The organism is Micromonospora terminaliae, assembly GCF_009671205.1.
Lineage (GTDB): Bacteria > Actinomycetota > Actinomycetes > Mycobacteriales > Micromonosporaceae > Micromonospora > Micromonospora terminaliae.
The window spans coordinates 3,555,630-3,577,915 of the sequence record NZ_CP045309.1; the positions used below are offsets into that span (position 1 = coordinate 3,555,630).

Below are 22,286 nucleotides of genomic sequence, written 5' to 3' on the forward strand. Positions count from 1 at the left end.
CCGTCATGACCTACAGCGGAGACGTCACGCCCGGCGGTGCGCCGGCCGTACGCGAGCTCGACAAGCTCACCATCACCAAGGTGTCGGTGGGACCGATGGACAACAACGCCTACCTGCTGCGCTGCCGGGAGACCGGCGAGCAGGTGCTGATCGACGCGGCGAACGAGGCGCCCCGCCTGCTCGACCTGGTCGGCGACGGCGGGCTGGCCGCGGTCGTCACGACGCACCGGCACATGGACCACTGGGTCGCCCTGGAGGAGGTGGTCGCCAAGACCGGCGCCCGCCCGCTGGTGCACGCCGACGACGCCGAGGGGCTGCCGATCGACGCCGAGCCGCTGCACGAGGGCGACACGGTCCCGGTCGGTGACTGCGCGCTGGAGGTGATCCACCTCAAGGGCCACACGCCCGGCTCGATCGCGCTCCTCTACCGCGACCCGTCCGGCGTGCCGCACCTGTTCACCGGCGACTCGCTGTTCCCCGGCGGGGTCGGCAACACCGAGAAGGACCCGGACCGGTTCGGCCAGCTCATCGACGACGTCGAGCGGAAGCTCTTCGACCGGCTGCCGGACGAGACGTGGTTCTACCCGGGCCACGGCAAGGACAGCACCCTCGGCGCGGAGCGCCCGGCGCTGCCGCAGTGGCGGGCCCGCGGCTGGTGAGCGCGGCGGGCCGGCCCGACCGGCCCGCTCAGCCGGCGTCCGCGGCGGTCACCGCGCGGAGCCGGTGCCGGGTGCCGAGCAGCACCGGGCCGGCGAGCAACAGGCCGACCGCCATGGTGAGGACCGTCGGGTTGGGCGCACCGGGCAGCAGCCCGGTCAGCGCCCGCGCCGTGATGCCGAGGGTCACGTAGAGGCCGGCCCAGAGCGTCGCGCCGGCCGTCGCGCAGACCGCGAACCTCCGGTAGGACATCCGCAGGCCCCCGGCGGCCAGCGGCAGCAGCGCGTTGAACACCGGCAGGAACGGCGCCACCAGCACCATCCGCCCGCCGCCGCGGCACAGCAGCGCCTCGGCCGCCGCCCAGCGCGGCTCGCCGATCCAGTCGCCCAGCCGGCTGTGCCGCAGCCGCTCACCCCAGCGCCGCCCGGCCAGGAAGCTCAACGACCACCCGGCGAGGCAGCCCGCCACCACGGCCACGACGGTCGCCAGGCCGGTCGCCGGCCGGCCCGCGCCGACCGCGGCGAGGACCGCGGCGTCGCCGGGCACCAGAACCCCGAGCAGGGGTACGGCGTCGGCGAGCATCACCATGCCGAGCATCCCCATCAGCAGGGTGGTGGGCAGCTCCCCGACCTGGGCCAGCAGATCCGTCATGCTCCGTACGCTAGGGACCGCGGCGGCCCGGCACATCCGGTTTGATCACCCATCGGTCCCCGAGTCCGGCTAGGGATGAACCCTGAGGGGTCAGCGGGGGCGGAGCACCTGGACCCGGCGGACCGGGGAGTCGACCGAGGGTTCGGTGACGGGCACCGGGTAGGCCGCCACCAGCTCCAGCCGGTCCGGCGGCAGGTGTCCCCGGTCCGGGTCGCCGACGAGCACCTGGACCCCCCGGTCGGCGGCCCGTTGCAGGTAGGGCAGCACCCGCGCGGCCAGCGCCGCGTCATAGAGGACGTCCCCGGCCAGCACCAGGTCGGCGCTGGCGGTGCCGTCGAGCAGGTCGTCGCCGGTGGCGGCCACGGTGACCCGGTTGGCCCGGGCGTTGACCGTCACGGCCGCCACCGCCCAGGGGTCGACGTCGTTGGCGACCACGCGGTCGGCGCCGGCCAGCGCGGCGGCGATGGCGACCAGCCCGGAGCCGGCGGCCAGGTCGAGCACCCGCCGCCCGGCGGCGAGCTCGGGGTGGTCGAGCAGGTGCCGGGCGAGCGCCTGCCCGCCGGCCCAGACCGAGGCCCAGTACGGGGGCGGCAGCGACTGGCCGGCGGCCGCCTCCATCCGGGCCCACCAGAGGATGGCGTCCTCGGCGAGGTGCAGGCGTACCTCCGGCACGTACGGCGCGTCGACCAGCCGGAGCCGGTCGAGCCCGTCGCCGGGCGCCGCGATCTCCCGTTCCAGGTCGGCCAGCGGCGTGGTTGTCTTCACCGGGGCAAGCATGCCCCTCGCCGCCCCGCGCCGGAGGGATTTTTCCCGCCTGCCGGCGTATTCGTGGGCCACACCGGCACTTCCGCCAGCGAATGACGGTTCGGGCGGTTACTGTCGGGAAGGTACAGGGCGATCACCGGCCGCGACCGGTGCTCACCCGCATTGAACAGGGAGAGACGCATGGCAACCGGCACGGTCAAGTGGTTCAACTCGGAAAAGGGCTTCGGCTTCATCGAGCAGGACGGCGGAGGGCCGGACGTGTTCGTCCACTACTCGGCCATCCAATCCAGCGGCTACCGCGAGCTGAACGAGGGCCAGAAGGTCGAGTTCGAGGTGACCCAGGGGCAGAAGGGTCCGCAGGCGGACAACGTCCGTCCGATGTAGCTTCGTGCCGGTGGCGGCGGTCGGTGGTCCGACCGCCGCCGCAGCGCATTCTCAGGCCGGTGCGGCCGGCAGGTCACGGCGCCGCCGCAGCGGTCCCGCCAGCAGGATGAGCGGGGTCAGCGCGAGCCACGCCGTCATGACCCGCATCGCCCCGGCCGGTCCCCACGCGGCACCCAGCGCACCGGCCAGCAGGGCGGCCAGCGGGATGGTGCCGTAGTTCAGCAGCTGCATGCTCACGGTCACCCGCCCGAGCAGCCCGTGCGGCGTGTACGTCTGCCGGAAGCTGCCCTTCACCACGTTGCCCACCGCGACGCCCAAACTGACCAGCGCGCCGCCGAGCACCAGCCAGGCGACCCGGCCGCCGGGGCCGGCCAGCGGGATGAGCAGCGCCGGCGGTCCGGTGAGCGCGCCCGCCACGAGCAGGGCGCGGGCCGAGCCGAGCCGCCGGGCGAGCCCGGTGGCCAGGGCGGCGCCCAGGAGCCCGCCCACGCTGGCCAGCCCGATCAGGAGCCCGACGAGCCCGGCGGGCAGCCCGGCGGAGCGGACCAGGAACACCACGAGCACCGCCTGGTAGCCGCTGAGCCCGATGTTGCTGGCCGCGCCGAAGACGGTCAGCACCCGCAGGTACGGGTCGCGGATCACGAAGCGCAAGCCGTCGGCCACCTCCCGGCGCAGTGAGGGCGGCCCGCCGGGACGTTCGGGGCGGGGTTCGACCGCCCGGATCCGGCTCAGGCACACCGCGGAGACCAGGAAGCTGATCGCGTCGAGCAGGACCGCGGTCACCGCGCCGGCGAGCTGGGCGATGAGACCGGCCAGCCCGGGGCCGACGAGGTAGCTCGCGGTCTGCGTGGCGTGCAGCTTGGCGTTGCCCTCCGGCACCTGTTCGGGACGCAGCAGGGTGGGCAGGTAGACCTGGTCGGCGGTCTCGAAGAACACCCGGGCCAGCCCCGCGCCGAGGGCGACGACCAGGAGCTGGCCGACCGTGAGCACGTCGAGCAGGGCGGCCACCGGGACGCTGGCGAACAGCGCCGCCGAGACCAGGTCGGCGGCGATCATCACGGGGCGCCGGCGGACCCGGTCGACCCAGGCGCCGGCGGGCAGGCCGGCCAGCAGCCAGGGCAGCCAGGCCGCGGCCGTGAGCACCGCCACCTGGAACGTGGTGGCGTCGAGCACCGCCACCGCGACCAGCGGCAGGGCCACGGCGGTGACGTTGCTGCCGACGGCGCTGACCGTCTGTCCGGCCCAGAGCAGCCGGAAGTCGCGGTGCCGGACCAGGCCGCCGCGCGGCCGGGGGGCGGCGGCCGGCGCGGCCGTGCGGACCGGAGCGGTCACGGCTGGCCCGGGACGCCGTGGGCGAACAGGAAGACCGGCTCGCGCCGCTGCCCGTCGTCGGGGACGGGACGATCGGCCCAGCGGTCGAGGAGTTCGGTGATCTCGCGGCTGAGCCGGGCCAGCTCCGACGGGGTCAACCGCAGCCACTTGTCGGTGCTGAACGGGCCGTCCGCCCAGGCGGCGTGGGCCTCGTCGGGGGCGGCGTGCCAGGCCCGGACGAGGGCGACGTGCCGGTCGAGGTTCAGCGAGCTGGCCGCGTCGGCCACCGCCCGGGCGGCGGGGTCGGCGTCGAACTCGGTGTTGGACCAGCGGACCGCCCGGTCGCGGAGCCGCCACCAGCGTTCCCGGCGGTCCCGGGCGAGTTCGGGCGCCTCCAGCACCAGGTCGGCGGCGGCCAGCACCTTGAGGTGGTGGCTGACGTTGGCCGGCGCCTGGCCGGTGCGCTCGGCGAGCTGGCCGACGGTGCTCGGGCCGTACACCTTGAAGACGTCCATGAGTCGGCGCCGCAGCGGATGCGCGAGCGCCGCGAGGACGCGGGAGTCGGTGACATGCCGGACGGTGGGCTTCTCCATGGCGACAGCCTGACATTGGCAAGAGCTCTTGCGCAACAGCTGTTGCCGATTTCCTTTCGCGCCCGGGACCGCGGCGCGGCACTCGCCGCGGGGCCGGGCCCGGTCAGGCGGTCAGCCGCCGGGACAGCTCGTCGGCGACGTCCCGGGCGATCTGCGGCGGGATCGCCTCGGCGATCTTCTCCGGCGGCAGCCCGGCGAGGACCCCGGTGACGATCTCCTGCTCGTCGGTGAAGTCGCGGTTGGACAGCGCGTTGACCTGCGCCACGAGCGCCGGCCAGGCCCGCGCCATGGCAAGCATCTGCTGCAGCGGCGAGTTCGCCTGGGGCGGGCCGACCAGGCCGGTGGTGCCGACCGGGGAGATCAGCCAGTTGCGCAGGTTCTCCAGGTCGGCCAGGACGTTGCCGACCGTTCGATTCGGGTATCCGGTGTCGTTGATGAGCTTGTCGGTCTGTTCCATGCCGGTCTCCGGTTTCACTGGGGCGATCAGGCCGATCGCGGTCAGGTAGCGACGGAACAGCGGGGTCTGGTCCCGGCCCGCCTTGGTGGAGTCGCGGAAGAAGCTGAAGTGCGTGTGGAACAGGTGGCTGCTGTCCCCGGTGGTCCGCTTGCCCAGCCGGTCCCAGCGCTTCACCGTCCGGCCGTCCGGGGAGTAGATGATCTCCCGGATGTCCCGGGCGTCCGCGGCGCCGGCCGCGCACTGGGACACGAACCAGGTGGAGAAGGTACGCAGGTCGTGGGTGGCGCCACCGGACGAGACCGAGAACATCCCGACGTCCAGCGCCGAGGCGTGCAGGGTCAGCCCGGAGGAGTCCCGGGTGGACTCCACCACCGAGTAGTCCCGGGGCACCACCCGGTCGGACCCGCAGTGGTAGCCGCCGCGGTGGCTGGGGTCGCCCACGATGCCGACCTCGGCCGGCTCCAGATCCTGGCTGCGTACGGTGCTCTTGTCGACGTTGAGATGGGTGAGCAACAGATTGCGGACCGCCAACAGGTTCGCCGGGGCCGACGTCATGGGATCTCCCCTCCGGATCGATGGCCGGCGAGGGCACGACAATCACCACGCGTGAGCGCGCTCGATCCGGGGACGCACCCTCACCGGATAGCTGCACGGCACCGGGCACTTGCCCTGAGGATATCCACAGCTGGCGCTGAATGCCCAGCTCAGAGCACTATCTGGAACTATCGGCCGACGGTGGACGGCACCGGCACGAGCGGCAGCACCACAGCCGAAGGATGCTCGGGATCGTGCAGGATTTCCCGCCAGCCAGCACGAAGAGTAACGGCGGTGCCGAGCGGTTCGCCGGTGCCGGGATTCCGGGCGTAGCGCGGGTGGGCGCCGCCGGAGACCTGGACACGGAGCCGATGCCCGGGCGCGAAGCGGTGCGCGGCCGGCCACAGGGTGACCGGCACCCGGACCACACCGGACGCGTCGCGCGCGAAGCGCCCGGGCGCGACCCGGACCAGCCCGTCGCAGACGTTCCAGGACCGCCCGCGCCGGTCCACGTCGCAGAGCCGGACGAAGACGTCCAGGTAGGACAGCTCGCTGCGGACCTGGATCTCGGCGTGCACCGGGCCGATCACCTCGACGGGCGCGGCCAGCGGCGCGCTGGTGTACGTGAGCACGTCCGGCCGCGCCTCCACCGGCCGGTTGTCCACGGCGCCCGCCCGCTGGGCCACCAGCAGCGGGCCGCCCAGCGACGGCGTGGGATCGGCCGGGTCGTAGAAGATCCGGTCCGGTGCGGACGCGGCCGGCGGTGCGGGGGCGAGCGCGCCGCCGGCGTGCAGGTGCCAGCGGACCGGCTCGGCGGGTGGGGGCCAGTCGGGCAGGTCACGCCAGCCGCCGCCGCGCCCGCCGACGTGCACCCGCACCGGCGCGCGGCCCGGCGCCGGGCGCCCGGCCAGGTGCTCGTCGAGCCAGGCGAGCCCTTCGCGCAGGGCCGCCGCGAGCAGCCCGGGGCTGCCGTGGGTCCACGGCCCGATCGTCAGCCGGGGCCGGGCGCCGGCCGCCCGGAGCCGGGCGTAGTCGTCGAGCTGGGCGGGGAGGAAGATGTCCTGCCAGCCGCTCACCATCGCCACCGGCGCGCGGACCTCGGCGATCCGGTCGCCGAAGATCCGGGTCCGCCAGTAGTCGGCGTCCGGGGTGTGATGGCGCAACCACTCCTGAAAGAACGGCACCGTCACCCCGGTGGCGATCCGGTCCGCCTCGGCCAGCGGCAGGTGGGCCAGCGCCCGGGTGAGCCGGGGCTGCCCGCGCTTGAGCTCCCACTGCCGGGCCAGCCAGGGCACGGTCTGCGCCTGGAGCAGCTCCGCCCAGGTGAGCACCGTGTCCAGCGCGAACGACTCGCCCGCGTACGTGGAGTCCCGGGTGGCCGAGGCGGTGACCACGGCGACCATGGCGCGCAGCTCGTCGGCGGCCTCGGCGGCGACCGCCCACTGCACGAACCCCTGGTAGCTGGCGCCGAACATGCCGAACGCGCCGGTCCACCAGGGCTGCCGGCGCAGCCAGTCGAGGGTGTCCAGGCCGTCGTCGCGCTCGTGCACCAGCGGGGCGAACTCGCCGCCGGAGCCGTACGTGCCGCGGCAGGACTGGATCACCACGTGGTAGCCGCGCTCGGCGACGAGGCGGCCGAGCAGCCGGACCGGCCCGCCCCGCCCGTACGGGGTGCGGATCAGCACGCAGGGCGCGCCGGGCAGGTCGGGCGCGTAGTGGTCGGTGCGCAGCGTCACCCCGTCGCGGACCCGGACGGGCAGGTCCCGGGTGACCGTGACCCGCCCGGTCCGGGCGGCCGGCAGCCGCAGGACCGCCGCGGCGGGCCGGGTGACGAAGCGCCGCACGCTCAGTCCGCGTCGCGGTCCGGCGCCCCCCGGCGGGGCTCGCCCCGGGCCGCGCGCACGGCGTCGCGGTGCTCGCGCATCGAGACCACCATCTCGGCCATGAACCGGTGCACGACGGCCAGTTCCTCGTCGCTGAACCGGTCCATGACCTCGTCGGTGCGCCGGCCGAGCGGGCCGAAGAAGCTGCGGGCCAGGGTGGCGCCCCGGTCGGCGTAGTGCAGGAGGATCTTGCGCCGGTCGGCGGTGTCCCGGTCACGCCGGATGTGCCCGCCCCGCTCCAGCCGGTCGACGAGCGCGGTGACCGAACCGGAGGAGAGGTTGAGCGCCTCCCCCAGCCGGCCGGGGGTGATCGGGTCACCGAGCAGTTCGGCGTCCATGACGGCGATGAGGGCGTGCAGGTCGGTGGCGTTGAGCCCGTGCAGGCCGGCGAACGCGTGCCCGATGTGCTCCGCGTCGGCCGAGTAGCGGCGCAGGTCGTTGGTGATGTCCGCGATCATCCGCCCGCGCGGGTCGTCCCGTCGCCGGTACATGCTCTGCGCGCCCACGTCTCGCCGCCACCCCCTTGCCCCAACCGGTCCGGTTGCAGCATAGAGCCACCCCGGATAATCTCGCTCATCAAGATACTCGTCCGATGAGAATCTCCACGACCATTCATGTGAGGGCATTCGATGTCAGTGTTCGCCCGCGTCGTCCGGGGCCGGCTCGCCGCCTGGCTCACCCTGGCCGCCGCGCTCGTCGTCGGCGTGGTCGCCTTCGGGCTGCCGAAACCGGACAATCCCGATCCCGTCTCCGACACCGGCCTGTCCGTGAAATGGCAGTCGACGCAGGTCGAACGGCTGCGGGACCAGTTGCCCTCCAAGGACTCCCAGACCGCCCTGGTGGTGGTGAGCCGCGCCGACCAGGCTCCGCTCAGCGGCGCGGACCGGGGTGTGCTCGACGGGCTCGCGGGCGAACTGAGCTCGCTCGCCGCCGGCGGGCGGGCCTCCCCCGCACAGGTCTCCCCGGACGGCACCGTGGCGCTCGTCGCGGTGCCGCTGTCCACCGAGGGCAGCCCACGGGCCGTGGTCGACGAGGTGGAGAAGCTCCGCGAGGCGGTCGGCGACCTGCCCGCTGAGCTGACCGTCGAGGTCACCGGCAGCCCGGCGTTCACCGCCGACCTCGGCAAGGTGTTCGAGGGCGCGGACACGACGCTGCTGCTGGTCACCGCCGCCGTGGTGGCGGTGCTGCTGCTGGTCACCTACCGCAGCCCGTTCCTGTGGCTCGTACCGCTGCTGGTGGTGGGCGCCACCGAGCAGATCACGCTGCGCGTGGTGGAGTCCCTCGTGCCCGCCTTCGGCATCTACCTGCCCAGCGGGCAGGTGACCGGCATCGCCAGTGTGCTGGTGTTCGGCGCCGCGACCAACTACGCCCTGCTGCTCATCGCGCGCTACCGCGAGGAACTGCGCCGGGAGGAGGACAGGTTCGCCGCCATGCGTTCCGCGCTGCGCCGCACCGCCGAGCCGATCCTGGCGAGCGGCAGCACGGTCGTCCTCGGCGTACTCACCCTGCTGCTCTCCGAGCAGGAGACCAACCGGGCGCTCGCCCTGGCCTGCGCCACCGGGGTGATCCTCGCCATGCTCTCCGCCCTGTTCGTGCTCCCCGCCGCCCTGCTGCTGTTCGGCCGGCGCCTGTTCTGGCCGTTCATCCCCCGCGTCGGCAGCGCCGCCCGCGAGGGACGGATCTGGGGCCGCCTGGGCGAGCTGGTCGTCCGCCGACCGCTGCCGGTCGCCGCGCTCGCCGTCCTGCTGCTCGCCGGCCTCGCCCTCGGCGGCCTGGGCATCCGCACCGGCCTCTCCGAGACCGAGCAGTTCAGCGAGAAGCCCGAGGCGGTGGCCGGGGCGGAGACGCTCGCGCGGGCGTTCCCGGCCGGCAGCACCCGGCCCGTGGCGGTGCTCACCAATCCGCAGGCCGCCCCCGCGGTCCTCGCCGCCGCCAGCCACGTCGACGGGGTCGCCTCGGCCCGTCCCGGCGCCGCCGGAGACCGGGTCGCCCAGATCGACGTGGTGCTCACCGCCGAGCCCGGCAGCGCCGCCTCCGACCGGGCCGTGGTGGCGCTGCGCGACGCCGTGGCCGCCGTACCGGATTCCGCGCCGCCCACCGTGGACGGCGCGGACGCCCCCGACGGCGCACTGGTCGGTGGCCCGGTCGCCGCGACCTACGACTCGAACGAGGCCAACACCAAGGACCTCCAGCTGATCCTGCCGCTCATCCTGCTGCTCATCGGGGCGGTGCTGGTGCTGCTGCTGCGCGGGCTCCTGGCGCCGCTGCTGCTGGTGCTGACCGTGATCGCCTCGTTCTTCGCCAGCCTCGGCGCTGCCTGGCTGCTCTTCGACCACGTGCTGGACTTCCCGGCGCTGGACAGCGGGGTGCTGCTGCTCGCGTTCGTCTTCCTCGTGGCGCTCGGCGTCGACTACAACATCTTCCTGGTCACCCGCGCCCGGGAGGACGCCCGGCCCAGCGGCACCCGCGACGGCATGCTCTCCGCGCTACGGGTCACCGGCGGCGTCATCACGAGCGCGGGCGTGCTGCTCGCCGCGGTCTTCGCGGTGCTCGGCGTGCTGCCGCTGATCACCCTCACCCAGATCGGGATCATCGTCTGCGTCGGCGTCCTGCTGGACACGCTGCTGGTCCGCACCGTGCTGGTGCCGGCGCTGGCGTTCACGCTCGGCGACCGGTTCTGGTGGCCGGGGCGGATCGCCTCCGAACCCGACGCACCGGCGCAGGCGCCCACGGCGCCCGCAGCGCCGGCCGGCGCGCGGGACTGAGACGAGGGCGGGGCCCCGGCGATCATCCGCCGGGGCCCCGCCGCGTCAGGTCAGTAGGTCAGGCACACGCACTCGGTCATCAGCGCCCGCACGTTACGGACGTACTGCGGGTTGGGGATGGCCAGGGGCTCGCCCTCGCGGGCCACCGCGCCGTGCCCGTAGTTGTACGCCGCGATCACGGCGTTCAGCAGGCAGGAGTTCAGCTCCGAGGTGCAGAGCGAGGCGTCGAGCCGGTAGTCCGACTCGAAGTACATGTCCCCGATGTACTTGGTGAGCCACGCCAGGTAGGTGCCGCCGAGGAAGGCGTTGTCGCGGTAGGCGTCGATGTCGTACGACTGGCCGAACCGCTGGTTCATCCAGTCGGCGGTGGCCGGCATGACCTGCATGAGCCCGATCCCACCGTCGCAGGCCACGATGTTGGACTGCCAGCCGCTCTCCTGCCAGGCGGTCGCCTTCATGAGGGTCAGCGGGATCTTGATGTCCGGCGCGGAGGTGGGCCAGTAGGTGCGTGCCGCCGCATCGGACAGCGCCGACTTCACCTGGCTGCGGGTCGCCTGGGTGCCCCGGTAGCTCGGCTCGCAACCGCTCGCCGGCGGCTTCGGCGGGGGCGGCGGCACCTGGGTCTCGGTGGGCGGCTTCGGCTTGGCCAGCGGACCGGTGGTGGTGCGGGTCGGCTTGGGCTTCGGCTTCGGCGACGCGCTCGGGCTGGGCTTCGCGCTGGGCTTCGCGCCCATCGCGGCGACCGCCGGCGGTTCGTCGCTCGGCAGGTCGGCGGGCTCGTCAGCGGGTGCCTCGACGGGCGCCTCGCTGGGCAACTCGACCGCCACCTCGCGGGTCGGCTTCTCGCCACCGCATCCGGTCACCACAGTCGCCGCCAGTAACGCGGCGACCGCCGCCGTGGCCCAGCGGCCAGCTCCTCGACGCATCTGCTCTCCCCGTGGTCGTCCGCCGCACCCTAGCAGGGATCCACCGGCCTGCGGGGTACCCGCGACGCCGGCCGGGAGCCCCGCGGCCGCGGCGGTCCGTCCCCTGTGGCCGGTCCGTCCGCGCCGGTCGGCGCCTCCCCGACCGCGTGGTCACGGGTGGCCCAGGCGACCACGAAGACGGTGACCCAGGCCGCACCGAGCAGCACCGACGTGGCGGTGCCGCTGGCCGTGCTCCACCCCAGGTAGAGCCGGGCGCCGGTGACGGCGACCACGCCGGCCAGCGCGCCCGTCCAGACGGCGACCGCCACCGGCCAGCGGGCGCCCCGGGACAGCAGCCACGCGAGGGTGCCGAAACTCGCCGTGACCACCGCGGTCTGGGTGGGCCGCAGGTCCGGGGCGGCGTCCGGGCCGCCCGGCCCGGTCAGGCCGGCGACCAGGACCAGCACCACCAGCGGCACGAACGCCCCCACCGTGCCGAGCACGCCGAGCAGGTCGGCCCGCCAGGGCCGGTTCCGCCAGGCCACCACCGCCGCCACGAGGGCCACCGCGGTGATCAGCACCCAGCCGCGCAGCACCGACACCGCGGCCAGCGCCGTGTCGGCCACCCCGGGGGTATGCCGCGCGGCGAACCAGTCGGCGACGATCCCGTCCAGCACGCCGAGCCCGCTGTGGCGGACCACCGCCTCCAGCACCGCCGCGACGGCCAGCCCGGCGGCGAACAGCAGCAACAGGCCGGCGGCCAGGTTGATCAGCAGCGTTCCGGCCGGACCGAACCGCATGGCGACCAGGAAGAACAGCACCCCGTAGCGGGCGCGCAGCCAGCGCAGCGGCGGCAGGGCGGCGGCCCGGGCGGCCAGCGCGCGCACCGGGTCCGGGTTGCGGCCCAGCCAGCGGCCGGCGAGCACCACCCCGAGGAGGCAGACCAGCAGCACGAGCACCGCGCCGGTGGCCCGGCCCAGGAACCGGGACACCCGCTCGTAGGATTCGCCGGCGGCGTAGCCGACCAGCACGGAGGCGCCGACCCAGCTCACCACCCCGGCCAGGTTCCATGGGGCGAACCGCCGGTAGGGCAGCCCGGCCGCGCCGGCCAGCCGGGGCGCCAGGGTGCGCGCGAACGCCACCCAGCGGGCCGCCAGCACGCCCCGGCCGCCGAGCCGGTCGAGCAGCGAGTCGGCCCGCCGCCACCGCTGCGGCCCGATCCGGGCACCGAGGCCGGAGGCACGCAGTCTCGGCCCGTACCGCCGGCCGGCGCGATAGGCGAGTGTGTCTCCGATCACGGCGGCAGCGGTCATGGCCAGCAGCGCCGGAATAATCCGCAGCGTCCCCGCGTAGGCTAAGAAGCCGACCAGCAACAGGGTCGCCTCACCCGGCACCAGCAGTCCGAAGATCACCGCGGTCTCGCCCGCCACGATCGTCGCTGCGACCAGGTAGATCAGCAGAGGCGGCAGCTCCTGCAGCCAGTTCAGCAGGTCAGGCATCCGGTCCCCCGCACGGGAGCCAGCATGCCAGTCGCTGGAACGGTCGGGACAGCACTTTCCGCAGAGATCCGGGCCATCTCGGGGTGACCCCGAGGCGTGCCCCGGCAACCGCAGACAGGAGTATGGAGGGTATGCAGCTACGCACCGACCTCCGCAACGTCGCCATCATCGCCCACGTCGACCACGGCAAGACGACCCTGGTCGACGCCATGTTGCGGCAGGCCGGCGCCTACGGCGCCCGTGGTGAGGACACCGAGCGGGTCATGGACTCGATGGACCTCGAGCGGGAGAAGGGCATCACCATCCTCGCCAAGAACACCGGCGTGCGCTACCTGCCGGCGGACGGCTCCGAGGCGGTGACGATCAACATCATCGACACCCCGGGGCACGCCGACTTCGGCGGCGAGGTCGAGCGCGGCCTCACCATGGTCGACGGTGTGGTGCTGCTGGTCGACGCCAGCGAGGGCCCGCTGCCGCAGACCCGGTTCGTGCTCCGCAAGGCGCTGCGCGCCCGGCTGCCGATCATCCTGGTGATCAACAAGGTGGACCGTCCCGACGCCCGGATCAAGGAGGTCGTGGACGACACCTACGAGCTCTTCCTCGACCTGGACGCCGACGAGGAGCAGATCGACTTCCCGATCGTCTACGCCTGCGCCCGCGACGGCATCGCCTCGCTGACCCAGCCGGCCGACGGCGCGGTGCCGGACGACAGCCACAACCTGGAGCCGCTGTTCCGCACCCTGCTGGACACCATCCCGGCCCCCGCGTACGAGGAGGACGCGCCGCTGCAGGCGCACGTCACCAACCTCGACGCCTCGCCGTTCCTGGGCCGGCTCGCGCTGTGCCGGGTCCGCCAGGGCACCATCAGCAAGGGCCAGTCCGTCACCTGGTGCCGCACCGACGGCAGCAGCCAGCGGGTCCGCATCTCCGAGCTGCTCATGACCGAGGGCCTGGAGCGCAAGCCCGCCGAGAGCGCCGGCCCGGGCGACATCATCGCCGTCGCCGGCATCCCGGAGATCATGATCGGCGAGACCCTCGCCGACGCCGAGAACCCGGTCCCGCTGCCGCTGATCACCGTCGACGAGCCGGCCATCTCGATGACCATCGGCACCAACACCTCGCCGCTGGTCGGCCGGGTCAAGGGCGCCAAGGTCACCGCCCGCATGGTCAAGGACCGGCTCGACAAGGAGCTGGTCGGCAACGTGTCGCTGCGGGTGCTGCCCACCGAGCGGCCGGACGCCTGGGAGGTGCAGGGCCGCGGTGAGCTGGCCCTGGCCATCCTGGTCGAGCAGATGCGCCGCGAGTCCTACGAGCTCACCGTCGGCAAGCCGCAGGTCGTCACCAAGGAGATCGACGGAAAGACCTGCGAGCCGGTCGAGCGGCTGACCATCGACGCCCCGGAGGAGTACCTGGGCGCGATCACCCAGCTCCTCGCCACCCGCAAGGGCCGGATGGAGCAGCTGGTCAACCACGGCACCGGCTGGATCCGGATGGAGTGGCTGGTCCCGGCGCGCGGCCTCATCGGCTTCCGCACCGAGTTCCTCACCGAGACCCGCGGCACCGGCATCCTGCACCACGTCTTCGAGTCGTACGAGCCGTGGTTCGGTGAGCTGCGCACCCGCCAGAACGGCTCGCTGGTCGCCGACCGCTCCGGCTCGGTCACCGCGTTCGCCATGACCAACCTCCAGGAGCGCGGCCAGCTCTTCGTCGAGCCGGGCACCGAGGTGTACGAGGGCATGATCGTCGGTGAGAACTCCCGCTCCGACGACATGGACGTCAACATCACCAAGGAGAAGAAGCTCACCAACATGCGGTCGTCGACCGCGGACGAGACCGAGAAGCTGATCCCGCCGCGCAAGCTGTCGCTGGAGCAGGCCCTCGAGTTCTGCCGCGAGGACGAGTGCGTCGAGGTGACCCCGGCCGCGGTGCGCATCCGCAAGGTGGTGCTGGACCAGACCCAGCGCGGCCGCATGGCCGCCCGCCGCAAGCACGCCGGCTGACGAACCAGCCACCCCCGGAGCCCGGCCCGCCTCCCAGCGGACCGGGCTCCACCCTTTCCCGACCCGCCCCGCGCCGGCGATCATGGAGTTAGCGGCAGTATTGGAGATCGACATCGCCGCTAACCTCATGATCAACGCGTCGAGGACGCCCGGCGGCGGGGGTAGGCGGCAGGGGGCCGGGGCAGGGGCAGGGTCAGGGTTTGGTGGCCTGGAGGGCCAGGATGTCGGGGATCGGGCCGGAGCCCGACTCCCGGACGGCGGTCAGGGTGAGGCCGGCGGACGGTACCGCGTCGAGCAGGTCGGCCAGCGGCACGTGCCAGGCGCCCACCCGGGCGCGGACGCCGACGGAGTTCCAGGACCGGAAGCTGCGGTCCCGCTCGGCGTAGCCCTCGTCCAGCAGGATCCGGCCGGGCTCCGAGCGGTCCGCGAAGGCGCCCACGAAGCAGGGGTGCACACCGATGTGGACCAGCCGCCCGCCGGGTGCCAGCACCCGGGCCGCCTCGGCGATCGCCGCCGGGTAGTCCGGCATGTCGGTGTGGGCGAGCACGCAGGCCACGGCCGGCAGCACGCCGTCCGGCAGGGGCAGCGCGGTCGCGTCGGCCCGGGCCACCGGGAGCCGCGTCCGCGCATGACGCAGTTGCCCGCCCGACAGGTCCACCCCGATCGGCTGCCAGCCCAGCCGGCGCAGCTCGGCGGCGTGCGCCCCCGTGCCGCAGCACAGGTCGAGGCAGCGCCCGGGCCCCGGCCCGAGCAACTCGGCCAGCACCGCCCGGACCCGTTCGCTGTAGTCGGTGGCGGTGGTCGTCACGTAGTCGTCGTACCAGTCGGCGATGGCGTCGTACGCGGCGGTCGTCATCTCCGCACGCTAGACCCCGCCCGGCCCGCACCGCAGCCCCGGCGATGATCCGCTACGGTCACCGGCATGACCTGGGAGAACCTCGACGCGCACCTGGACACGGTGCCCGGCACCGTCTCCGCGTACGTGGGGCGGCTCGGCGCCCCGCCCACCTGGACCCGGCACGCCGACGCCACCCACTACGCGGCCAGCACCATGAAGGTCGCCGTGCTGGTGGCGCTGCACCGCACCGCCGAGGCGGGCCGGCTGGACCTGGACGCGCCCGTCCCCGTGCGCAACAGCTTCGACTCCGCCCTGCCCGGCACGCCCCGGTTCACCAACGCGCAGCACTACGACAACGACGACGCGGTCTGGGCGCGGGTGGGCGGCGAGGCGCCCCTGCGCTGGCTGGCCGAACGGATGATCGTCCGCTCCAGCAACCTGGCCACCAACCTCTGCATCGCCCACGTCGGGCTGCCCGCCGTGGCCGAGGCGTGGACGCTGGCCGGCGCCCGGCACAGCGTCACCGGCCGGGGCATCGAGGACTTCGCGGCCCGCGACGCCGGCATCGACAACCTGGTCACCGCCGCCGACCTGGCCGCCCTGCTCGGCGGCCTGGCCCGGGGCGCCCGCGAGCCCGGGCCGCTCGCCTCGCCGGCCGGCTGTGCGGCCATGCTCGACGTGCTGTTCGCCCAGGAGCACCGCGAGGACCTCGCCGCCGGGCTGCCCGAGGGCACCCGCATCGCGCACAAGAACGGCTGGGTACGCGGCGTCCGCCACGGCGCCGGCGTGGTCTTCCCGGACGACGCCCCGCCGTACGCCGTCGTGGTCTGCACCACCACCGACCTGGCCGACGGCGGCCCGAGCGGCGAGGAGGACGAGGACGACGCCTGCCGCCTCATCGCCCACGTCTCCGCGGCGGTCTGGGCGGCCCGGCACGACCTGGCCGGGTGACCGCCTGGGGCTACGGCGGCCCCCACACCGCTAGTCCAGCAGGTTCGCGCGCAGCGCGGCCAGCGTCGCGTCGGTGAGCCCCAGGCCGGCCCGCAGGTACGCGTCGAACGTGCCGTGCACCCGGCGCACCTCGTCGTAGGCGGCGTCCAGGTATTCCGGACGCACCTCCAGCAGCGGCCGGGCGACCGCCGGGTCCAGGTCCGGCCGGCGGCGGGTCATGGCGGCCAGCAGCACCGCGCGCAGGCTCTCGGTGAGCTCGTTGTGCCGCAGGTAGTCGGCCCGGATCGCCGGCTCGTCCACCCCGAGCGCGGTGAGCAGCACCACCGACAGCCAGCCGGTGCGGTCCTTGCCGGCCGAGCAGTGGAAGAGCAGCGGCAGGTTCGCCTCGTCGGCGGCCAGCCGCACCGCCGCCCCGAAGCCCTCCCGGGCCGAGTCGCCGGTGACGAACCAGCGGTAGATCGCCGCCATGGCGCCCGGCATCCCGTCCCGGGCCAACTCCTCGTACGCGTCGAGGTCGTGGCCGAGCAGCACCGCCGAGACGTAGGTGAACACCGGGTGGGCCGCGTCGTAGACCGGCAGGTGCACCACCCGCGGCTCGCCGGCCAGGCGGTCGGGCGGGGCGACCGCCTGCTCGGTGGCGTGCCGCAGGTCCACCACGCAGGCCGGGGCGAGCTTGCCCAGCACCGGCAGGTCCTCGTCGCTGAGCCGGCCGAGCGCCGCCGTGCGGATCAGCCGGCCCGCGCGTACCCGCCGCCCGTCCGAGGTGGGCAGCCCGCCCAGGTCACGGGCGTTCGGCGCGCCCACCAGCTCCCAGTCCCGCCCGGTCATCGGCCCTCCCCGGTTCGCCGTCAGCTCCGTATAGGGTGCCCCACATGACGATCGCGGCGGTACGCACCCACCGGCTCTCGGCCCCCTTACACACCCCGTTCGTCACCGCGCTGCGCCGCACCACCACCGTGGACACCCTGGTCGTCGAGGTGGTGGACAGCGACGGGCGGTCGGGTTTCGGCGAGGCGCCGCAGGTCTGGCAGGTGACCGGCGCGTCGATCGCCGGCGCCGAGGCGTGCGTGCAGCAACTCCTCGCGCCGCTGCTGACCGGGCGGGACGCCGACGACCTCCAGGCCCGCTGCGCCGAGGTGCGCCGTGCCGTCGTGGGCAACGAGTCGGCCCGGGCCGCCGTCGACGTCGCCCTGCACGACCTGGCCGCGCGGCGGCTCGGCGTACCCCTGGTGCGGTTGCTCGGCGGCACCACGCTGCGCATCCCCACGGACGTCACCCTGGCCGCCGGCGACGCCGTGGACCTGGCCGCGGCGGCCACCCGCCGCCGGGCCGAGGGGTTCACCGTGCTGAAGCTCAAGGTCGGCACCGACGCGCGGGGCGACCTGGACCGGGTACGCGCGGTCCGCGCCGCGGTCGGGCCCGAGGTGCGGATCCGGCTGGACGCCAACCAGGGCTGGACGCCGCGCGAGGCGGTGCGGGTGATCCGCGGGATCGAGGACGCCGGGCTCGACGTCGAGCTGGTCGAGCAGCCGGTGCACCGGCGGGACCTGGACGGGCTGGCCTGGGTCAGCGACCGGGTGGAGCTGCCGATCCTCGCCGACGAGTCGGTGTTCGACCTGCGGGACCTCGTCGAGGTGATCCGCCGCCGGGCGGCCGACATGGTCAACGTCAAGCTGGCCAAGTGCGGCGGCCTGCACACCGCCCGGTCGCTGCTCGACCTGGCCGCCGCGCACGGCATGGGGACCATCGTCGGCTCGATGATGGAGAGCCAGGTCGGTCTCGGCGCGGCGGCGAGCCTGGTCGCCGCCTACGGCACCACGGCCGTGTCGGACCTCGACGCCGCCTGGTGGCTGGCCTGGTCGCCGGTCGCCGGCGGCATCCGGTACGACGGCGCGACCGTCGTGCTGCCGGACGCGCCTGGGCTGGGCATCGCCAACGTTAATGAAGCAAAGGTTCAGCCGCGTGGTTGAGCGCCGTTGGAATTTTTCATAGGGTCGAGGCACGTGAGGTGGGGGTGGGCATGGAGGTTCAACCGGGCCGCGAGGCCGTCGTCCGGGTGCCGGTGGCCACCCTCTGGGCCGCCCCCGAGGCGGTCCGTCCCGTCGACCGACCCGCGCTGGGCGAGACGCCGGACGTCGCCACCTGGATCGCCGGCATGGACCGCGACCAGCAGGTCGGCGACTGCGTCCTCACCCAGCTGCTGCTCGGCGAGCGGGTGCTGGTCACCGAGGTGCGCGCGGACGGCTGGGCACAGGTCGTCGCCCTGGGCCAGCCCGCCGCCAAGCTCGCCGTCCGCGGCTACCCGGGCTGGCTGCCCACGGCCCAGCTCACCGCAGCGGCGGAGCCCGGCCCACCGGGCACCCCGCTGGTCGTGGACGCCCTCCACACCGCGCTGCACGCCGCCCCCGGCAGCCCGCCGGCCCTGACCGGCGTGGTCCTCGGCACCCGCCTCGCCCCGGCCGGCCGGCCGGCCGACGGCTGGCGGCCGGTCCTCGCGCCCGGGCACGCCGAACCGCTCTGGGCCCCGGAGGGCGACCTGGTCCCGCTGCCCGCGGAGCGGCCGGAGGCCAAGGAGGTGCTCGCCCTCGCCGAGCGGCTGCGTGGCCTCATCTACATCTGGGGCGGGCTGTCCACCGACGGCATCGACTGCTCGGGCCTGGTGCACCTGGCCTGGCGCCGGCACGGCCTCACCCTCCCCCGGGACGCCGACGACCAGGCCGAGGCGACCACTCCCCTGGCACTGGGCGAGGAACGTCCCGGCGACCTCTACTTCTTCGCCCGGCCGGGCCGGCGCATCCACCACGTCGGCATCGTGAGCAGCGAGCCGCAGGGCGAGGTGCGGCGGATGCTGCACGCCTGCTACGTGAAGCGCCGGGTCGTGGAGGAGCGGCTCCCCCCGGACCGGGAGGCCACCCTGGTCGGCGTCCACCGGATCTGACTCGTACGCGAGAAGGGCGCCCCCGAGCACGGGGGCGCCCTTCTTCGTGCCGGTCCGGTCAGCGGCGGGCCTCGGCCAGTTCGCGGCGCCGGTCGCGGGACGACTTGACCAGGCTGGCCGCGGTGGCCACGGCGAGGGTGCCGAGGATGACGGTGAGCGAGAGCCAGATCGGGATGTGCGGAGCCCAGGCCACGTGCTGGCCGCCGTTGACGAACGGCAGGTTGTTGTCGGCCAGGGCCTCCAGGACCAGCTTCACCCCGATGAAGCCGAGCACCACGGCGAGGCCGTAGCTGAGGTAGATCAGCCGGTCCAGCAGGCCGCCGAGCAGGAAGTAGAGCTGCCGCAGCCCCATCAGCGCGAACACGTTCGCCGTGAAGACCAGGTACGGCTCCTGGGTGATGCCGAAGATCGCCGGGATCGAGTCCAGCGCGAAGATCAGGTCGGTGGTGCCGATCGCGATCATCACGATCAGCATCGGGGTGAACAGCCGCCGCCCGTTCTCGTGGGTGGTCATCCGCGCCCCGTCGAAGTCACGGGACAGCGGCAGCGCCTTGCGGCTCCACCGGATCAGCAGGTTCTCACTGAACTCGTCCTCGTCCGGCTCGCCCTGGCGGGCCAGGTTGACCGCCGTGTAGATCAGGAACGCGCCGAAGATGTAGAACACCCAGGAGAACTGCGAGATCAGCGCGGCGCCGGCGGCGATGAAACCACCGCGCATGACCAGCGCCAGCAGGATGCCGACGAGCAGCACCTTCTGCTGGTACCGCCGCGGCACGCCGAAGCGGGCCATGATGATCACGAAGACGAAGAGGTTGTCCACCGAGAGGCTGTACTCGGTGAGCCACCCGGTGTAGAACTGGCCCGCCACGCTGGGGCCTGAGGTGAGCCACAGGCCCGCCCCGAAGAGCAGGGCCAACCCCACGTAGAAGCCGACCCACAGGCTCGACTCGCGGACGCTGGGCTCGTGCGGGCGGCGACCGATGATGAACAGGTCGACCAGCAGGACCGCGGTCATCGCGACCAGGGTCCCCGCCCACACCACTCCGGACACGTTCAAATCCATCCTCCGGCAGACACACAGCGTCGGGCACACCGTACGCCGGGTGAGGGGCCGGGGTGCGTCGACGCTGACTCTGGTGACTGTCGGAGGTCTCTTCCGCCAGCGGCCCGAGGTGCGGGTCGCTGACCGACGGAGCCGGGTCGTGCCACCGGGGTTCCGGCGCTCTTCCGTGCTGACGACTCCGTCGCGAGGGAATACTCCCCTCCTCGGCCGCCATTCTTCACCATCGACCCGGGGTGCCGCATCTTCGGGGGCCCCGTTTGCCGGGGTACGGGTGTTCTGGTGTGGGCGAGGTCTCTCCGTGCAGGGCGTCCTAGGAGGCTAGGTGTCGGAGTGTCCGGGCCTCGCGCCGGTGCGTTCCGGTGCGGGAAGCAGCGGGTCGGAGAACGACCAGCCCGCGGCCAGCAGGGCGTCGCAGGCCGCGACCGCCGCCGCCAGCCGCTCCTCGTGCGGCCCGCGCAGCTCGACCACCGGCACCCCGCAGGCGGCCAGCTCCTCGCGGAACCGGCCGGTCATCCAGGCCCGCAGGTGCTCCCCGTCGCGCAGGCCGTCGTCGGCGAAGGGCACCCCCTCGTGGTCGGTCAGGAGATACAGCGCCGGCCGGCGGGCGGCCGCCCGGACCGCCTCCGACGCGGACCCGAGGTAGCGCTCCTCCCAGACCGCGGTGGCCCGCGCGTCGGTGTCGGAGAACAGCAGCGGGCCGCTGACCCGGGCCGCGGCGTCCTCGGCGGCCTGCTGCTCACGCACCACCTCGACGAAGTCGTCCCGGTCCCACGTGACGTCGAAGATCGTCGCCTCCGGCCGGGCGCGCCGCAGCCCGGCGAGCTTCCGCTCGGTCAGCTCGCGGCCGTACTCCGGCACCCAGGGCGTGCCGTAGTGGGCGGCGAGCGCCGCCGCCATCGTCGTGGTGCCCGTCGACTCGGCCCCCACCACCACGACCCGGCGCACCAGCCAGGCCCGCACCGGCGGGCTCAGCCGCGCCCAGTGCGCCGCCGGGTCCGCCCGCACGGCGGTGCCGGACACCGGCACGACCCGCCGGTCCAGGTCCACGCAGACCGCGACCGCGCCGAACCGGCGGGCCAGCTCCTCGCCGTACGCCTCCGAGGAGAAGACCGCGTCCACCGGCTCCCCGCCGAGCGCGTCGGCGAACACCGCGCAGTGCAGGTCCCAGATCGCCGGGTCGGCGTAGTCCACCGGGTGGTCGTCGTACCGCCCCACGAACCGCACCCAGGGCGTGGCGGCGTGCGCCTCGCGCAGCCAGGCGACCCGCAGGTCGAGCGGGATCGACTCGCGCCGGGACGGGGCCACCACCACGGTGACCGCCGCGCAGCGGGCCGCGGCCGCCTCGATCAACGCGTGGTGCCCGGCGTGCGGCGGGTAGAACTTGCCCACCACCAGGCCGTGCCGGAACGCCCGGCCCGGCTCGCTCCGCCCGCTCACGCGGCGACGGGGGCCGGGCCGGGCGGCACCGGGGTCGCCGCCGACCGACGGCGCAGGTCCGCCCGCCACTCCCGCAGCCCGACCACGCAGAGCGCCAGGAAGATCAGGTAGAGGCCGCCGGTCAGCCAGAGACCCTTGTACGCGTACAGCGGGATGTAGATCAGGTCGGCGGCGATCCACAGCCACCAGCTCTCCACCAGCTTGCGCGTCTGGCCGTAGGTGGCCAGCAGCGACAGCGCGGTGGTGACCGCGTCGGCCAGCGGCACCGTGGAGTCGGTCGCCCGGTCCAGCAGCGCCCAGAGCCCGGCCGTGAGCAGCACCCCGGCCACGCCGAGCGCCCACCACTCGCGCCGGCCCGTCCGGGCCACGGTCAGCCGGCTGCGCCGCTCCCCGCCGAATAGCCAGTGCCACCAGCCGTAGACGCCGAGGACGACGTAGACGACCTGGAGGCCGGCGTCGGCGTACAGGCCGGCGGTCCAGAACAGCAGCATGAGCAGCAGCACGTTGGCGATGCCGATCGGCCAGTTCGCGATGTGCTGCCGGGCCACCAGCCAGACGTTGACCACACCCGTGGCGAAGCCGAGCAGCTCGGCCCAGGTGGTGCCGGCGCCCAGGACGGTGAACGCCGTGGCGGTGAGCCAGTCCAGCATGGTGT

Annotated in this window: 21 protein-coding genes; 7 read left to right on the forward strand and 14 right to left on the reverse strand. The window is 74.1% G+C overall.

Annotated elements, in window-relative coordinates; all coding sequences use genetic code 11:
- The first annotated feature begins 5 nt into the window (after positions 1-5).
- Positions 6-659 (forward strand): MBL fold metallo-hydrolase, encoded by a 654-nt coding sequence (locus GCE86_RS16055; RefSeq protein WP_154227728.1) that lies wholly within the window; start codon positions 6-8, stop codon positions 657-659.
- 28 nt (positions 660-687) lie between these two features.
- Here GCE86_RS16055 and GCE86_RS16060 read toward each other — a convergent pair whose 3' ends face one another.
- Together GCE86_RS16060 and GCE86_RS16065 are read right to left on the reverse strand one after the other, a co-directional pair.
- Positions 688-1,308, reverse strand: a complete 621-nt coding sequence (locus GCE86_RS16060; protein WP_154227729.1) for a DedA family protein — start codon at positions 1,306-1,308, stop codon at positions 688-690.
- 90 nt (positions 1,309-1,398) lie between these two features.
- Complete coding sequence (locus tag GCE86_RS16065) at positions 1,399-2,085, reverse strand: class I SAM-dependent methyltransferase (protein ID WP_154227730.1); 687 nt, start codon at positions 2,083-2,085, stop codon at positions 1,399-1,401.
- A 168-nt stretch (positions 2,086-2,253) separates the two neighbouring features.
- Between GCE86_RS16065 and GCE86_RS16070 the strand changes: the two genes are divergently transcribed.
- Positions 2,254-2,457, forward strand: a complete 204-nt coding sequence (locus GCE86_RS16070) for a cold-shock protein (protein ID WP_013287480.1) — start codon at positions 2,254-2,256, stop codon at positions 2,455-2,457.
- Positions 2,458-2,508: 51 nt separating this feature from the next.
- Here the strand turns inward: GCE86_RS16070 and GCE86_RS16075 are convergent, their stop codons facing one another.
- From GCE86_RS16075 to GCE86_RS16095, 5 genes are all read right to left on the reverse strand, one after another.
- Positions 2,509-3,789, reverse strand: coding sequence for an MFS transporter (locus tag GCE86_RS16075; RefSeq protein ID WP_154227731.1), 1,281 nt, complete (start codon positions 3,787-3,789; stop codon positions 2,509-2,511).
- On the reverse strand, positions 3,786-4,361 hold the full coding sequence (locus GCE86_RS16080; protein WP_154227732.1) for an ArsR/SmtB family transcription factor: 576 nt from the start codon (positions 4,359-4,361) through the stop codon (positions 3,786-3,788). Before GCE86_RS16080 ends, GCE86_RS16075 begins: the two co-directional genes overlap by 4 nt.
- A 103-nt stretch (positions 4,362-4,464) precedes the next feature.
- Positions 4,465-5,373 carry a hypothetical protein gene (locus GCE86_RS16085; RefSeq protein ID WP_154227733.1) on the reverse strand — a complete coding sequence of 303 codons (909 nt, stop codon included), beginning with the start codon at positions 5,371-5,373 and terminating at the stop codon, positions 4,465-4,467.
- 167 nt (positions 5,374-5,540) lie between these two features.
- Positions 5,541-7,196: a CocE/NonD family hydrolase gene (locus tag GCE86_RS16090; protein WP_154227734.1), complete on the reverse strand. Its 1,656-nt coding sequence runs from the start codon at positions 7,194-7,196 to the stop codon at positions 5,541-5,543.
- Positions 7,197-7,198: 2 nt separating this feature from the next.
- Positions 7,199-7,726: a MarR family winged helix-turn-helix transcriptional regulator gene (locus GCE86_RS16095; protein WP_154230528.1), complete on the reverse strand. Its 528-nt coding sequence runs from the start codon at positions 7,724-7,726 to the stop codon at positions 7,199-7,201.
- A 138-nt stretch (positions 7,727-7,864) separates the two neighbouring features.
- Between GCE86_RS16095 and GCE86_RS16100 the strand changes: the two genes are divergently transcribed.
- On the forward strand, positions 7,865-10,000 hold the full coding sequence (locus tag GCE86_RS16100) for an MMPL family transporter (protein WP_154227735.1): 2,136 nt from the start codon (positions 7,865-7,867) through the stop codon (positions 9,998-10,000).
- Positions 10,001-10,050: 50 nt separating this feature from the next.
- Here the strand turns inward: GCE86_RS16100 and GCE86_RS16105 are convergent, their stop codons facing one another.
- Positions 10,051-10,926 (reverse strand): lytic transglycosylase domain-containing protein, encoded by an 876-nt coding sequence (locus tag GCE86_RS16105; RefSeq protein WP_154227736.1) that lies wholly within the window; start codon positions 10,924-10,926, stop codon positions 10,051-10,053.
- A 29-nt stretch (positions 10,927-10,955) separates the two neighbouring features.
- The gene (locus GCE86_RS16110; protein WP_154227737.1) at positions 10,956-12,404 is read right to left on the reverse strand and encodes a DedA family protein; all 1,449 of its coding nucleotides are present in this window, start codon (positions 12,402-12,404) and stop codon (positions 10,956-10,958) included.
- A 131-nt stretch (positions 12,405-12,535) separates the two neighbouring features.
- On the opposite strand from GCE86_RS16110, the gene typA reads away from it, so the two are divergent.
- A complete protein-coding gene (gene typA / locus GCE86_RS16115; RefSeq protein WP_154227738.1) occupies positions 12,536-14,404 on the forward strand; it encodes a translational GTPase TypA in 1,869 nt (622 codons plus the stop codon).
- A gap of 193 nt (positions 14,405-14,597) precedes the next feature.
- Here typA and GCE86_RS16120 read toward each other — a convergent pair whose 3' ends face one another.
- On the reverse strand, positions 14,598-15,260 hold the full coding sequence (locus GCE86_RS16120) for a class I SAM-dependent methyltransferase (protein WP_154227739.1): 663 nt from the start codon (positions 15,258-15,260) through the stop codon (positions 14,598-14,600).
- Between the two features lie 66 nt (positions 15,261-15,326).
- Between GCE86_RS16120 and GCE86_RS16125 the strand changes: the two genes are divergently transcribed.
- Positions 15,327-16,193 (forward strand): serine hydrolase, encoded by an 867-nt coding sequence (locus GCE86_RS16125; RefSeq protein ID WP_154227740.1) that lies wholly within the window; start codon positions 15,327-15,329, stop codon positions 16,191-16,193.
- A gap of 30 nt (positions 16,194-16,223) precedes the next feature.
- On the opposite strand, the gene GCE86_RS16130 is transcribed toward GCE86_RS16125, so the two are convergent.
- Positions 16,224-17,021, reverse strand: coding sequence for a tyrosine-protein phosphatase (locus tag GCE86_RS16130; protein ID WP_154227741.1), 798 nt, complete (start codon positions 17,019-17,021; stop codon positions 16,224-16,226).
- 44 nt (positions 17,022-17,065) lie between these two features.
- Between GCE86_RS16130 and GCE86_RS16135 the strand changes: the two genes are divergently transcribed.
- Entirely contained in the window at positions 17,066-18,163 is a 1,098-nt protein-coding gene (locus GCE86_RS16135) for a mandelate racemase/muconate lactonizing enzyme family protein (protein WP_154227742.1), read from the forward strand.
- Between the two features lie 50 nt (positions 18,164-18,213).
- Positions 18,214-19,131 carry a C40 family peptidase gene (locus GCE86_RS16140; protein ID WP_154227743.1) on the forward strand — a complete coding sequence of 306 codons (918 nt, stop codon included), beginning with the start codon at positions 18,214-18,216 and terminating at the stop codon, positions 19,129-19,131.
- Positions 19,132-19,189: 58 nt separating this feature from the next.
- Here GCE86_RS16140 and GCE86_RS16145 read toward each other — a convergent pair whose 3' ends face one another.
- The 3 genes from GCE86_RS16145 to pnuC all read right to left on the reverse strand — a co-directional run bounded on the left by GCE86_RS16145 (position 19,190) and on the right by pnuC (position 22,281).
- On the reverse strand, positions 19,190-20,188 hold the full coding sequence (locus GCE86_RS16145) for a TerC family protein (protein WP_154227744.1): 999 nt from the start codon (positions 20,186-20,188) through the stop codon (positions 19,190-19,192).
- Positions 20,189-20,512: 324 nt separating this feature from the next.
- Positions 20,513-21,631, reverse strand: a complete 1,119-nt coding sequence (locus GCE86_RS16150; protein WP_154227745.1) for an AAA family ATPase — start codon at positions 21,629-21,631, stop codon at positions 20,513-20,515.
- Entirely contained in the window at positions 21,628-22,281 is a 654-nt protein-coding gene (pnuC, locus tag GCE86_RS16155) for a nicotinamide riboside transporter PnuC (RefSeq protein WP_154227746.1), read from the reverse strand. The genes GCE86_RS16150 and pnuC overlap by 4 nt, the downstream gene beginning before the upstream one ends.
- Between the last annotated feature and the right edge of the window lie 5 nt (positions 22,282-22,286).

What these genes read in the sequence shown, in the direction of transcription:
- GCE86_RS16130 (WP_154227741.1), bottom strand. Translation starts at nt 17,021, where the DNA reads ATGACCGGGCGGGACTGGGAGCTGGTGGGCGCGCCGAACGCCCGTGAC.
- GCE86_RS16120 (WP_154227739.1), bottom strand. Translation starts at nt 15,260, where the DNA reads ATGACGACCGCCGCGTACGACGCCATCGCCGACTGGTACGACGACTAC.
- GCE86_RS16140 (WP_154227743.1), top strand. Translation starts at nt 18,214, where the DNA reads ATGGAGGTTCAACCGGGCCGCGAGGCCGTCGTCCGGGTGCCGGTGGCC.
- GCE86_RS16110 (WP_154227737.1), bottom strand. Translation starts at nt 12,404, where the DNA reads ATGCCTGACCTGCTGAACTGGCTGCAGGAGCTGCCGCCTCTGCTGATC.
- GCE86_RS16095 (WP_154230528.1), bottom strand. Translation starts at nt 7,726, where the DNA reads ATGTACCGGCGACGGGACGACCCGCGCGGGCGGATGATCGCGGACATC.
- GCE86_RS16125 (WP_154227740.1), top strand. Translation starts at nt 15,327, where the DNA reads ATGACCTGGGAGAACCTCGACGCGCACCTGGACACGGTGCCCGGCACC.
- GCE86_RS16070 (WP_013287480.1), top strand. Translation starts at nt 2,254, where the DNA reads ATGGCAACCGGCACGGTCAAGTGGTTCAACTCGGAAAAGGGCTTCGGC.
- GCE86_RS16135 (WP_154227742.1), top strand. Translation starts at nt 17,066, where the DNA reads ATGACGATCGCGGCGGTACGCACCCACCGGCTCTCGGCCCCCTTACAC.
- GCE86_RS16105 (WP_154227736.1), bottom strand. Translation starts at nt 10,926, where the DNA reads ATGCGTCGAGGAGCTGGCCGCTGGGCCACGGCGGCGGTCGCCGCGTTA.
- GCE86_RS16065 (WP_154227730.1), bottom strand. Translation starts at nt 2,085, where the DNA reads ATGCTTGCCCCGGTGAAGACAACCACGCCGCTGGCCGACCTGGAACGG.
- GCE86_RS16085 (WP_154227733.1), bottom strand. Translation starts at nt 5,373, where the DNA reads ATGACGTCGGCCCCGGCGAACCTGTTGGCGGTCCGCAATCTGTTGCTC.
- GCE86_RS16060 (WP_154227729.1), bottom strand. Translation starts at nt 1,308, where the DNA reads ATGACGGATCTGCTGGCCCAGGTCGGGGAGCTGCCCACCACCCTGCTG.
- GCE86_RS16100 (WP_154227735.1), top strand. Translation starts at nt 7,865, where the DNA reads ATGTCAGTGTTCGCCCGCGTCGTCCGGGGCCGGCTCGCCGCCTGGCTC.
- pnuC (WP_154227746.1), bottom strand. Translation starts at nt 22,281, where the DNA reads ATGCTGGACTGGCTCACCGCCACGGCGTTCACCGTCCTGGGCGCCGGC.
- typA (WP_154227738.1), top strand. Translation starts at nt 12,536, where the DNA reads ATGCAGCTACGCACCGACCTCCGCAACGTCGCCATCATCGCCCACGTC.
- GCE86_RS16055 (WP_154227728.1), top strand. Translation starts at nt 6, where the DNA reads ATGACCTACAGCGGAGACGTCACGCCCGGCGGTGCGCCGGCCGTACGC.
- GCE86_RS16080 (WP_154227732.1), bottom strand. Translation starts at nt 4,361, where the DNA reads ATGGAGAAGCCCACCGTCCGGCATGTCACCGACTCCCGCGTCCTCGCG.